Genomic DNA, 10,715 nt, shown 5'->3' on the forward strand with positions numbered 1-10,715 from the left:
CCTTCGCAAATAATACGCAATACAACCTGGCACCTTGGTGCAACACCCGAAATAGGGAATAATTCTTGCCTGTACAAAAACGCAGCCCACCACCCAGGCGCTGCGTTGCGCATCCGTCCTACCCGGGCGGCATGCTGGTCTTACGGAGATATATAATGTCTACCTCACCCGTCACCATGATGGTTGCCCGGCGCGTTGCCGATGGCCGCTACCAGGACATGCTCGCCTGGTTGCACGAAGGCGAATTGCTCGCCACCGACTTTCCCGGTTACCTGGGCTCCGGCGTGCTCGCCCCACCGCCCGGCGACAATGAATTCCAGATGATTTTCCGCTTCAGCGATGCCCTGACCCTCAATGCCTGGGAGCACTCCGCCTCGCGCAAGGCCTGGCTGATACGCGGCAACGACCTGTTCGCCGGACCGCGGGAACGGCGAGTCAGTGGCATCGACGGTTGGTTCGGCGCCGTGGGCCTGCGGCCACCGCGCTGGAAACAGGCGGTGGCGATCTGGCTGGCGTTTTTTCCGGTATCGCTGCTGTTCAACTTCGGCCTTGGGCCGTTGCTGGCCGAACTCAACCTGGCGCCTCGGGTATTGCTCAGCACGCTGATCCTGACACCGCTGATGGTCTATTTCTTCATTCCGCTGTCGACCCACCTGCTGGCGGGCTGGTTGCACCGTACACCGACCAAGCCGCTGCCGGGCGCCGGCGCCAGGAATTGAAACAACCCTCTCCCGTGACAGTTGTACAAGCCCAGTGGCTGGTATAGTTTTGACTTCAACGTCAACCGACGCCTCTCCACCGCTTGCCACGAGCCTTCGATGCCACCGTCTTGTGCCCCCATCCTGATTACCGGCGCCGGCCAGCGTGTCGGCCTGCACTGCGCAGAGCGACTGCTGGCCGACGGTTATCCGGTGATCGTCAGCTATCGCAGTGAGCGCCCTGGCGTGCAGGCCCTGCGCGACCTCGGCGCCACCGCGCTGTTCGCCGATTTCTCCAGCGAGGCCGGGATCCTGGCGTTTATCGCGGCACTGAAGCAGCACACCGACTGCCTGCGGGCGATCGTCCATAATGCCTCGGCCTGGTTGGCGGAAACCCCTGGCAACGAAACGGCGGCCTTTACCCAGATGTTCAGCCTGCATATGCTCGCGCCCTATCTGATCAATCTGCACTGCGCCGAATTGCTGGAGCGCTCGCCCAAGGCCGACATCGTGCACATCAGCGACGATGTCACCCGCAAGGGCAGCAGCCAGCACATCGCCTACTGCGCCAGCAAGGCCGGCCTGGACAGCCTGACGCTGTCCTTCGCGGCCCGCTATGCGCCGCGGATCAAGGTCAACGGCATTGCCCCGGCCTTGCTGATGTTCAACCCCGACGACGACGCGGCGTACCGCGCCAGGACCCTGGCCAAATCGGCCCTGGGTATCGAACCCGGAGCCGGGGTGGTCTACCAGAGCCTGCGCTATCTGCTGGACAACCCGTATGTCACCGGCACAACCTTGACCGTCAACGGCGGCCGGCACCTAAAATAAGCCGCCCCGCGAGGAACCTTTTCCATGAGTGCCACACTGCCCGAGCATTACCGCGAGATCCTCCTGGGACTGGGCGAAAACCCCGACCGCGAGGGTCTGCTGGACACCCCGAAACGGGCCGCCAAGGCCATGCAATACCTGTGTCATGGCTACGCCCAGAGTCTCGATGAGGTGGTCAACGGGGCGCTGTTCGCCTCCGACAATGACGAGATGATCATCGTCAAGGACATCGAGCTGTACTCGCTGTGCGAACATCACCTGCTCCCCTTCATCGGCAAGGTCCATGTCGCCTACATGCCGACCGGCAAGGTCCTGGGACTGTCGAAGATCGCCCGGATCGTCGACATGTTCGCCCGCCGCCTGCAGATCCAGGAAAACCTCACCCGGGAAATCGCCGACGCCATCGAACAAGTGACCCAGGCCGCCGGCGTGGCGGTGGTAATCGAAGCCCAGCACATGTGCATGATGATGCGCGGCGTGGAAAAACAGAATTCGACCATGAACACCTCGGTGATGCTCGGCGCCCTGCGCGACTCGAGCAGCACCCGCATGGAGTTCCTGCAATTGATTGGACGGAGCAAGTAGCAATGCCACAACTTCAACCAGGCATGGCGCGCATCCGGGTCAAGGACCTGTGCCTGCGTACCTTTATCGGCATCAACGAGGACGAGATCCTCAACAAGCAGGACGTGAGGATCAACCTGAGCATCCTGTATGCGGCCCAGGAAGCGGTCCGCGACAACGACATCGATCACGCCCTGAACTACCGCACCATCACCAAGGCGATCATCCAGCATGTCGAGGGCAACCGCTTTGCCCTGCTCGAACGCCTGACCCAGGAACTGCTCGACCTGGTGATGAACAACGCCGCCGTGCTGTATGCCGAGGTCGAAGTCGACAAGCCCCACGCGCTGCGGTTTGCCGAGTCCGTGTCGATTACGCTCGCGGCCAGCCGCTGAGCGCCTGAGCCGTCTGGCGCTCGCCGCGCCAGGCTTTTATCATCGCGCCCCCACCTTCACCCGCACAGAGCCCATCATGACCGAGCAAGAACGCCTCGAACTCGAAGCCGCCGCCTTCCGCCGGCTGGTCGCCCACCTGGACAGCCGCAAGGATGTGCAGAACATCGACCTGATGAACCTCGCCGGGTTCTGCCGCAACTGCCTGTCCAAGTGGTACAAGGCCGAAGCCGACGCACGCCAGATCGAGGTCAGCCTCGACGACGCCCGTGAAGTGGTCTACGGCATGCCTTATGCCGAGTGGAAAGCCCAATACCAGCAAGAAGCCAGCGCCGAACAACAGGCGGCGTTCGCCAAAGGAAAACCCCATGACTGATTTGAATACCCTGCGCACCCGCCTCAACAGCGGCACACATGTTTTCGCCGACACCCTGGCGTTCATTGCCGCCGGTTACGACTATCAACCACAAGCGTTCAACAACGGTGGCGTGGAAAACGCCGCCGGGCAGAACGAAGGCTCGTGCAAGACCCTGAGCCTGGCGCTGCTGGAAGGCTTGAGTGATCAGGAAGCCTTGCTGGCCTTCGGCGAACATTACCGTTCGGTGCTGGCCACCCCGGAAGGCAGCGACCACGGCAATATCCGCGCATTGATCGCCCATGGCCTGGCTGGCGTGAAGTTCGCCCAGGCGCCGCTGACCCGGCGCTGATTCCGCGTCCGGCAAACACATCGCGACTTTTAAGATTGACCCGGCAACTTTATTTCGTTTGCCGGGCAGCGCTGCTCACGGCTTAGATAAAAGAAGCACACCTTCTTCCGAGCCAGGTATCCATGAGCAGCGAAACCATCAGCCAGTCGATTTCCATCGTTCACCCGATCAGCCTCAGCCACGGCAAAAACGCCGAGGTCTGGGACATCCATGGCAAACGCTATATCGATTTTGTCGGTGGCATCGGCGTGCTCAATCTCGGTCATTGCCACCCGCGCATCGTCGAGGCCATTCGCGAGCAGGCCACCCGGCTGACCCACTACGCATTCAACGCCGCCCCCCATGCACCCTACCTCGCACTGATGGAGCGCCTGACGGCGTTTATTCCGGTGGACTACCCGGTCAGCGGCATGCTCACCAACAGCGGCGCGGAAGCGGCGGAAAACGCCCTGAAGATCGTCCGTGGCGCTACCGGGCGCACGGCCGTCATCGCCTTTGACGGTGCCTTCCACGGCCGCACGCTCGCCACCCTCAACCTCAACGGTAAAGTCGCGCCCTACAAACAGAAAGTCGGAGTGCTGCCGGGGCCGGTGTATCACCTGCCCTTCCCCAGTAAAGATAATGGCGTGAGCTGTGCCGAGGCCCTGAAGGCGATGGAGCGGCTGTTCAGCGTCGAGATCGACGTCAATGACATCGCCTGTTTTATCCTTGAACCGGTGCAGGGCGAAGCCGGCTTCCTGGCGCTGGACGTGGAGTTCGCCCAGGCGCTGCGGCGTTTCTGCGATGAGAAAGGCATCCTGCTGATCGCCGATGAAATCCAGTCCGGCTTCGGGCGCACCGGTCAGCGCTTTGCATTCTCGCGATTGGGGATTGAACCGGACCTGATCCTGTTGGGTAAAAGCATTGCCGGTGGCGTACCGCTGGGGGCGGTGGTCGGGCGCAAAGCGCTGCTCGACAGCTTGCCCAAGGGCGGACTGGGCGGCACCTATTCGGGTAATCCGCTTGCCTGTGCCGCGGCCCTGGCGACCCTCGACGAAATGACCGACACCCACTTGCACACCTGGGGCGCGCAACAGGAAGAAACGATTGTCAGCCGTTACCAGGCTTGGCGGGCCAACCAGCTGTCACCCTATCTGGGGCGGCTGACCGGTATCGGCGCCATGCGTGGTCTCGAATTGATCAACCCTGATGGCAGCCCGGCATCGGCACAATTGACGCAATTGCTGGCCTTGGCCCGCGAGGCCGGTTTGCTGCTGATGCCCAGCGGCAAGTCGCGGCACATCATTCGCCTGCTGGCACCGTTGACCACCGAAGTGACAGTGCTGGAGGAAGGCTTGGATATCCTTGAGGCCTGCCTGGCCAGGCTTGCCTGACCCCTGAGCAGAAAAAGTCAGGAGTCAGTAAGCCCAATGCACACCCTGTGGGAGCGATCCGACAAGCACCGCTCCCACAATCGGCATCAAGCGTTCTGCAGGTCGTCGAGGTAGCGCTCAACGTCCAGCGCGGCCATGCAGCCGGCGCCAGCCGAGGTGATGGCTTGACGGTAAACATGGTCAGCCACGTCGCCGGCGGCAAACACGCCTTCCACGCTGGTCGCCGTGGCATTGCCTTCACGACCGCCCTGCACCACCAGGTAGCCATCTTTCAAGGTCAACTGCCCCTCGAACAGCGAAGTGTTCGGAGTATGGCCGATGGCGATGAACACGCCGTCGACTTTCAGCTCGTCGAAGCTACCGTCGTTGTTCTTCAGACGAGCACCGGTCACACCCATGTTGTCGCCCAGTACTTCGTCCAGGGTGGCGTTGAGTTTGAGGACGATCTTGCCCTCGGCGACGCGAGCCTGCAGCTTGTCGATCAGGATCTTCTCGGCACGGAAGGTCTCGCGACGGTGCACCAGAGTCACCTTGCTGGCGATATTGGCCAGGTACAGCGCCTCTTCCACGGCAGTGTTACCACCACCGACCACGGCCACTTCCTTGTTGCGATAGAAGAAACCGTCGCAGGTAGCACAGGCGGAAACCCCCTTGCCCATGAACGTCTCTTCCGACGGCAGGCCCAGGTAACGGGCGCTGGCGCCAGTGGCGATGATCAGCGCGTCACAGGTGAAGGTAGCGCTGTCACCCACCAGGGTGTAAGGCTTCTTCGCCAGGTCCACGGCGTTGATGTGGTCGAAGACGATTTCGGTTTCGAAACGCTCGGCGTGTTCTTTCATCCGTTCCATCAGCGCCGGGCCGGTCAGGCCGTGCACATCGCCGGGCCAGTTGTCGACTTCGGTGGTGGTGGTCAACTGGCCGCCGGCCTGCATGCCAGTGATCAGCAGCGGCTTGAGGTTGGCGCGAGCGGCATAGACCGCGGCGCTGTAACCGGCGGGGCCGGAACCGAGAATAATCACTCGCGAATGGCGTACTTCAGACATGACTCACTCCTATCGACCGCCCGTCAGCTACCGGAGCGGAACGCCGGCTTGCCGGCTGGAATAAAAAAGGACTGCGAAAGCGCTTGGGGAAGGCTTGTAGCACACAGTCCTGAAAAATAATGAGGTGCAGCGTATCGAGGAGGCGAAGATTAAGGAAATACGCAATAACAATCCAGCTCATAGCGGGTCTCTATCCTGAGCGGCGCTCTTCGCGGCGCCTTTGTTACCGCAAATGTCGGCCCTTTCACCGTCCGTGCAAAGTCGGTAAGGTCGGCGCGTTTTCCCTCTTTCGGAGCACGTTATGCCCGCACCCGTCCTGTCCGGCCCGCAGTACCTGCGCGAGGGCCTGAAGCTGGTCCTGAGCCCGGGCCTGCGCCTGTTCGTCCTGATGCCGCTGGCGATCAACCTGGTGCTGTTCGTCGGGTTGATCTACCTGGCCGGCCACTATTTCAGTCTCTGGGTCGACACCCTGATGCCGACCCTGCCCGGTTGGCTGAGCTTTCTCAACTACATCCTCTGGCCGCTGTTCGTGGCACTGGTGGTGTTGATGGTGTTTTTCACCTTTACCATGATTGCCAATGTGATCGCCGCGCCGTTCAACGGTTTTCTCGCCGAGAAGGTCGAAGTGGTGGTGCGCGGCACCGACGACTTCCCGGCTTTCAGTTGGGCCGAACTGCTGGCGATGATCCCCCGCACCCTGGCGCGGGAAATGCGCAAGCTGGGTTATTTTTTGCCCAGGGCCATCGCGCTTTTGGTGTTGTCGTTCATTCCGGTGGTGAATATCGTCGCCGCGCCTCTATGGCTGTTGTTCGGGGTGTGGATGATGGCGATCCAATATATCGACTACCCGGCGGACAACCACAAGCTGAGCTGGCAGGGCATGCTCGCCTGGCTGCGGCAGAAGCGCTGGCAGTGCATGAGTTTTGGCGGGATCGTCTACCTGGTGCTGCTGGTGCCGGTGGTCAACCTGCTGATGATGCCGGCGGCAGTGGCCGGGGCGACCTTGTTCTGGGTCCGTGAGCGCGGCGACGAGGCCCTGGCCGGCGAACGGCGCTGAAATATCGGTATACCGCCGGCGGTGACTGGCCGCCCAGTCACAAATCCATCATCAAACAGCCACAGTGTCGCAACCGCCCGCGGCGACACTGTAAACATGACGACAGCTCTGCATATCACCCTGATCACCGAAACCTTCCCACCGGAAATCAATGGCGTGGCCAATACCCTTGGCCGCTTGTGCGATGGCCTGCGCGCCCGCGGGCATCAGATCGAACTGGTCCGTCCGCGCCAGAACTGCGACCAGGCCCGTCCCAGCGATACCGAGCTGCTGCTCTGCCGGGGCTGGCCGCTGCCCGGCTATCCCGGTCTGCAATGGGGGCAGTCGTCGATGCACAAGTTGCTGCGGCGCTGGAAACGCCAGCGTCCGGACGTACTGTATATCGCCACCGAAGGTCCACTCGGTTTGTCGGCCCTGCGCGCGGCCAGGCGCCTGGGAATTTCAGTGGTCAGCGGTTTCCACACCAACTTCCAGCAATACTCTCATCAATACGGCATGGGTTTGCTGACGCGACTGCTGACCCACTACCTGCGCTGGTTTCACAACCGCTCCAAGCTGACCCTGGTGCCCAGCGTCAGCCAGCGCGTGGAACTGGAGCGGCGGCATTTCGAACGCCTGGAACTGCTCTCCCGGGGCGTCGACAGCCAATTGTTCCATCCCGCCAAACGCTTGAGCGCCCTGCGCGACAGCTGGGGGCTGGCGGATGGCGAGATCGCCCTGCTCTATGTCGGGCGATTGGCGACCGAGAAGAACCTCGGCCTGCTCAAGCGCACCTTTGAGCGCCTGCGGGAAACTTATCCACAGACGGCGATGAAACTGATCGTGGTCGGCGATGGCCCGCAACGCGGCCTATTGGAAAAGGAACTGCCCGAGGCGATTTTCTGCGGCACGCAACGGGGCGAGGCCTTGGCCTGCCACTATGCGTCGGCGGATCTGTTCCTGTTCCCAAGCCTCACCGAAACCTTTGGCAATGTGGTGCTCGAAGCACTGGCGTCGGGATTGGGCGTGGTGGCCTACGACGAGGCCGCCGCCGCCCAGCATATCCGCCATGGCTACAACGGCGTGCTGGCCATGCCCGGCGATGAGGAAGCGTTCTGCGATGCCGCCTGCTGGTTGTTGGAAGGTCGGGAGACCTTGCGCAATGTTCGCCTCAATGCCCGCCAGCATGCCAGCCGGCAAGGTTGGGGGGCGATTATCGAGCAGTTCGAGAAGCAGTTGCGTGGGGCCTGTGACGCGTTGCCGGTGGAACAACAGGCTCCGGGGCTGCCTGCGGATGCCATTGTGACAGCCGGCATTCTGAAAACACCACGCAACCTGTAGGAACCTGACTTGCCGGCGATGGCGATGGCGATGGCGATCAAACATACGCCAGCGCCAGCGCGGCGACCTACACCAGGCTCATCAACGCCTCACGGCTGAATGGCAGGATGTCCTGCTCGCGACCGTCGCGCACTTTCACCGCCCAATCCGGGTCCACCAGCAGGGCACGGCCCACCGCGACCAGATCGAACTCGTCGTTGTTCAGACGCTCCAGCAGCTTCTCCAGGCTCGCCGGCTGCGCCACCTTGTCGGTGTTGACCATGAACTGCAGGAACTCGCCGTCCAGGCCGACGCTGCCGACGGTGATAGTCGGCTTGCCGGTCAGCTGGCGGGTCCAGCCCGCCAGGTTCAGCTCTGAACCTTCGAATTCCGGCTCCCAGAAACGCCGCGTCGAGCAGTGGAAAATATCCACGCCCGCGTCGGACAACGGCTTGAGGAACTCGCCCAGGGCCTCCGGCGTCTGCACCAGACGGGCGCTGTAATCCTGCTGCTTCCACTGGGAAAACCGGAAGATGATCGGAAAGTCCGGCCCCACCGCCGCGCGCACGGCCTGGATCAGCTCGATGGCAAAACGCGAACGCTTGGCCAGGCTGCCACCGTATGCGTCGGTGCGCGGATTGCTACCCTCCCAGAAGAACTGGTCGATCAGGTAACCGTGGGCACCATGGATCTCGACACCATCCATGCCGATGCTTTGGGCATCACGGGCGGCCTGGGCGAATGCCGCGATCACCTCGTCGATGTCCTGTTGGCTCATGCCGTGCACCACGACCTGGCCATCCTTGAGCTTCTCGCTCGGGCCATAGCCCGGCACGCTGGCGTCCGGCTCGGTGCCCAGGCGCCGCACATTACCCACGTGCCAGAGCTGGGGAACGATCTTGCCTCCTTCGGCATGCACCGCATCAACGACCTTTTTCCAACCGGCCAGGGCCGCTTCGCCGTAGAAGTGCGGCACGTTCGGATAGCCGTTGGAGGCCAAGTGACCGACTGTAGTGCCTTCGGTGATGATCAGGCCGACACCGGCCGCCGCACGCTTGCGGTAGTACTCGATGACTTTCGAATTGGGTATGCCGCCCGGGGAAAACGAACGGGTCATCGGCGCCATGACCACACGGGTCGGCAACTCCAGCGCACCGAGATGAAAAGGTCGGAACAGGGCTTCAACGGGCATGGGAGCACTCCACGGCGCAAGGGGAATTTATGATCAGGATAATATTCCGCCTTGCGCACACCGCCCAGCACTATTGATCTGAGTGATTAAGCTTTAGAAGTGCCAGGAGAGCCCGCCCAGTTGAGTACCGGCATCAAGCCAGGGCTTTTTCGATCGCCTGGATCACCGCCGGATCATCCGGAGCGGTGCGCGGCGAGAAACGCGCCAGTACGCGGCCATCCTTGCCCAACAGGAATTTCTCGAAGTTCCAGGTGATGTCGCCAGGAAACTCCGCGCCCTCGCCCGCCAGCAAGCGGTACAACTGGTGACGGTCATGGCCGTTGACCGCAAGCTTGCTGCTCAACGGAAAGCTCACGCCATAGTTCAGGCTGCAGAACGCCTGGATCTCCTCCTCGGAGCCCGGTTCCTGGCCGGCAAACTGGTTGCACGGCAAACCCAGCACAGTGAACCCCTGGTCCTTGTAATGCTGGTAGAGGTGTTCAAGGGCAGCATACTGTGGCGTCAACCCACACTTGGAGGCCACGTTGACCACCAGCACCACATGTCCCTTGAAAGGCGCCAGCGGCAGTTCCTGACCATCCAGCGCTTTTAGTGTCAGATCGTGAAAAGCACTCATGACGAACTCCCGTTATTCCCGGACTCATACGCAAACATTGTTGCCCGACCCCCTGACCGGTTTCCAGTTAAAAACCGCGGAGGACTAAAAAAGGCGCCCGTGGGCGCCTTCCAACTACCAGAGCTTAGCAGCAGAAATCAGTGGTGATGGCCACCTTCGCCATGGACGTGACCATGGGCGACTTCTTCCTGGCTGGCGTCACGGATTTCGATGATCTTGACCTGGAAATTCAAGCGCTGGCCGGCCAACGGGTGGTTGCCGTCGACGGTGACATCGTCGCCCTCCAGATCGCGGATGGTAACGATCTGCATCTGGCCGTCCGGAGCGGAAGCGTGGAACTGCATGCCCACTTCCAGCTCGTCGACACCTTCGAACATGCTACGGTTCAGGGTGCTGACCAGTTCAGCGGAATATTCGCCGTAGGCGTCTTCCGGCTCGACGGCCACGTTCAGCTCGTCGCCGACCTTCTTGCCTTCCAGGGCCTTTTCCAGACCTGGGATAATATTGCCGGCACCGTGCAGGTAAACCAGCGGGGCGCCGCCGGCAGAGCTGTCGATGACCTCACCAGCATCGTTGGTAAGGGTATAGTCGATGGAGACAGCCTTGTTGGCAGCGATCGTCATATGAGCGAGACCTTTTGCATAGGAATAAAGAGCGGACAAGTCTAAACAAGGATTCGTCCGAAAGCGAACTGAACCCGGACAGACGGCCCAAGGCCACACCTGCAACCGTCATCGGTTTTCATCAGGATCAGGACGGGCACTGGGTGGCCGAGCTGTCCTGCGGGCATACCCAGCACCTGCGCCATCAACCGCCCTGGCAATCGCGCGCCTGGGTCCTGGATCCACGGCAACGGGCGGAAAAAATCACTCAAGGCTTTGAATGTGGTTGGTGCGCTCAAGGCTCGGTTAACGATAACCTTGGCGACTGAACTTCGCAGACG

At 61.6% G+C, this 10,715-nt stretch carries 14 protein-coding genes; 10 read left to right on the top strand and 4 right to left on the bottom strand.

Annotated features, from left to right (window positions below; translation table 11 throughout):
- Window positions 1–155: 155 nt before the first annotated feature.
- The 7 genes from PFEN_RS03540 to PFEN_RS03570 all read left to right on the top strand — a co-directional run bounded on the left by PFEN_RS03540 (window position 156) and on the right by PFEN_RS03570 (window position 4,565).
- Window positions 156–719 (top strand): antibiotic biosynthesis monooxygenase, encoded by a 564-nt coding sequence (locus PFEN_RS03540; protein WP_191485648.1) that lies wholly within the window; start codon window positions 156–158, stop codon window positions 717–719.
- A gap of 99 nt (window positions 720–818) precedes the next feature.
- On the top strand, window positions 819–1,529 hold the full coding sequence (gene folM, locus PFEN_RS03545) for a dihydromonapterin reductase (protein WP_191485649.1): 711 nt from the start codon (window positions 819–821) through the stop codon (window positions 1,527–1,529).
- A gap of 24 nt (window positions 1,530–1,553) precedes the next feature.
- On the top strand, window positions 1,554–2,114 hold the full coding sequence (folE, locus tag PFEN_RS03550) for a GTP cyclohydrolase I FolE (RefSeq protein WP_191485650.1): 561 nt from the start codon (window positions 1,554–1,556) through the stop codon (window positions 2,112–2,114).
- A 2-nt stretch (window positions 2,115–2,116) separates the two neighbouring features.
- Window positions 2,117–2,488, top strand: a complete 372-nt coding sequence (gene folX / locus PFEN_RS03555; RefSeq protein ID WP_191485651.1) for a dihydroneopterin triphosphate 2'-epimerase — start codon at window positions 2,117–2,119, stop codon at window positions 2,486–2,488.
- A 76-nt stretch (window positions 2,489–2,564) separates the two neighbouring features.
- Complete coding sequence (locus tag PFEN_RS03560; RefSeq protein ID WP_191485652.1) at window positions 2,565–2,861, top strand: DUF1244 domain-containing protein; 297 nt, start codon at window positions 2,565–2,567, stop codon at window positions 2,859–2,861.
- Window positions 2,854–3,192: a HopJ type III effector protein gene (locus tag PFEN_RS03565; RefSeq protein WP_191485653.1), complete on the top strand. Its 339-nt coding sequence runs from the start codon at window positions 2,854–2,856 to the stop codon at window positions 3,190–3,192. Before PFEN_RS03560 ends, PFEN_RS03565 begins: the two co-directional genes overlap by 8 nt.
- A gap of 122 nt (window positions 3,193–3,314) precedes the next feature.
- Complete coding sequence (locus tag PFEN_RS03570) at window positions 3,315–4,565, top strand: aspartate aminotransferase family protein (RefSeq protein WP_191485654.1); 1,251 nt, start codon at window positions 3,315–3,317, stop codon at window positions 4,563–4,565.
- Window positions 4,566–4,651: 86 nt separating this feature from the next.
- On the opposite strand, the gene trxB is transcribed toward PFEN_RS03570, so the two are convergent.
- Window positions 4,652–5,608, bottom strand: coding sequence for a thioredoxin-disulfide reductase (trxB, locus tag PFEN_RS03575; RefSeq protein ID WP_191485655.1), 957 nt, complete (start codon window positions 5,606–5,608; stop codon window positions 4,652–4,654).
- Between the two features lie 301 nt (window positions 5,609–5,909).
- Here trxB and cysZ point away from each other — a divergent pair, with 301 nt between their 5' ends.
- Both cysZ and PFEN_RS03585 read left to right on the top strand, forming a co-directional pair.
- Complete coding sequence (gene cysZ / locus PFEN_RS03580; RefSeq protein WP_191485656.1) at window positions 5,910–6,665, top strand: sulfate transporter CysZ; 756 nt, start codon at window positions 5,910–5,912, stop codon at window positions 6,663–6,665.
- A gap of 96 nt (window positions 6,666–6,761) precedes the next feature.
- Window positions 6,762–7,985: a glycosyltransferase family 4 protein gene (locus PFEN_RS03585; RefSeq protein ID WP_224770879.1), complete on the top strand. Its 1,224-nt coding sequence runs from the start codon at window positions 6,762–6,764 to the stop codon at window positions 7,983–7,985.
- A gap of 67 nt (window positions 7,986–8,052) precedes the next feature.
- Here the strand turns inward: PFEN_RS03585 and PFEN_RS03590 are convergent, their stop codons facing one another.
- The 3 genes from PFEN_RS03590 to PFEN_RS03600 form a co-directional block, all read right to left on the bottom strand.
- Window positions 8,053–9,156 (bottom strand): NADH:flavin oxidoreductase, encoded by a 1,104-nt coding sequence (locus PFEN_RS03590; protein ID WP_191485657.1) that lies wholly within the window; start codon window positions 9,154–9,156, stop codon window positions 8,053–8,055.
- Between the two features lie 133 nt (window positions 9,157–9,289).
- Window positions 9,290–9,772: a glutathione peroxidase gene (locus tag PFEN_RS03595; RefSeq protein WP_191485658.1), complete on the bottom strand. Its 483-nt coding sequence runs from the start codon at window positions 9,770–9,772 to the stop codon at window positions 9,290–9,292.
- Between the two features lie 137 nt (window positions 9,773–9,909).
- Complete coding sequence (locus tag PFEN_RS03600) at window positions 9,910–10,395, bottom strand: FKBP-type peptidyl-prolyl cis-trans isomerase (protein ID WP_191485659.1); 486 nt, start codon at window positions 10,393–10,395, stop codon at window positions 9,910–9,912.
- A 14-nt stretch (window positions 10,396–10,409) separates the two neighbouring features.
- Here PFEN_RS03600 and PFEN_RS03605 point away from each other — a divergent pair, with 14 nt between their 5' ends.
- Entirely contained in the window at window positions 10,410–10,703 is a 294-nt protein-coding gene (locus tag PFEN_RS03605) for a DUF3565 domain-containing protein (protein ID WP_191485660.1), read from the top strand.
- Window positions 10,704–10,715 lie beyond the last annotated feature (12 nt).

Origin of the sequence: Pseudomonas sp. FEN (genome assembly GCF_904067045.1) — a bacterium.
In the GTDB taxonomy this organism is placed as follows: domain Bacteria; phylum Pseudomonadota; class Gammaproteobacteria; order Pseudomonadales; family Pseudomonadaceae; genus Aquipseudomonas.

Excerpts from the sequence above, each read along its gene's own strand:
- PFEN_RS03600 (WP_191485659.1), bottom strand. The coding sequence starts at position 10,395 with ATGACGATCGCTGCCAACAAGGCTGTCTCCATCGACTATACCCTTACC.
- folX (WP_191485651.1), top strand. The coding sequence starts at position 2,117 with ATGCCACAACTTCAACCAGGCATGGCGCGCATCCGGGTCAAGGACCTG.
- PFEN_RS03560 (WP_191485652.1), top strand. The coding sequence starts at position 2,565 with ATGACCGAGCAAGAACGCCTCGAACTCGAAGCCGCCGCCTTCCGCCGG.
- PFEN_RS03590 (WP_191485657.1), bottom strand. The coding sequence starts at position 9,156 with ATGCCCGTTGAAGCCCTGTTCCGACCTTTTCATCTCGGTGCGCTGGAG.
- PFEN_RS03540 (WP_191485648.1), top strand. The coding sequence starts at position 156 with ATGTCTACCTCACCCGTCACCATGATGGTTGCCCGGCGCGTTGCCGAT.
- folE (WP_191485650.1), top strand. The coding sequence starts at position 1,554 with ATGAGTGCCACACTGCCCGAGCATTACCGCGAGATCCTCCTGGGACTG.
- trxB (WP_191485655.1), bottom strand. The coding sequence starts at position 5,608 with ATGTCTGAAGTACGCCATTCGCGAGTGATTATTCTCGGTTCCGGCCCC.
- folM (WP_191485649.1), top strand. The coding sequence starts at position 819 with ATGCCACCGTCTTGTGCCCCCATCCTGATTACCGGCGCCGGCCAGCGT.
- PFEN_RS03570 (WP_191485654.1), top strand. The coding sequence starts at position 3,315 with ATGAGCAGCGAAACCATCAGCCAGTCGATTTCCATCGTTCACCCGATC.
- PFEN_RS03595 (WP_191485658.1), bottom strand. The coding sequence starts at position 9,772 with ATGAGTGCTTTTCACGATCTGACACTAAAAGCGCTGGATGGTCAGGAA.
- cysZ (WP_191485656.1), top strand. The coding sequence starts at position 5,910 with ATGCCCGCACCCGTCCTGTCCGGCCCGCAGTACCTGCGCGAGGGCCTG.
- PFEN_RS03585 (WP_224770879.1), top strand. The coding sequence starts at position 6,762 with ATGACGACAGCTCTGCATATCACCCTGATCACCGAAACCTTCCCACCG.
- PFEN_RS03565 (WP_191485653.1), top strand. The coding sequence starts at position 2,854 with ATGACTGATTTGAATACCCTGCGCACCCGCCTCAACAGCGGCACACAT.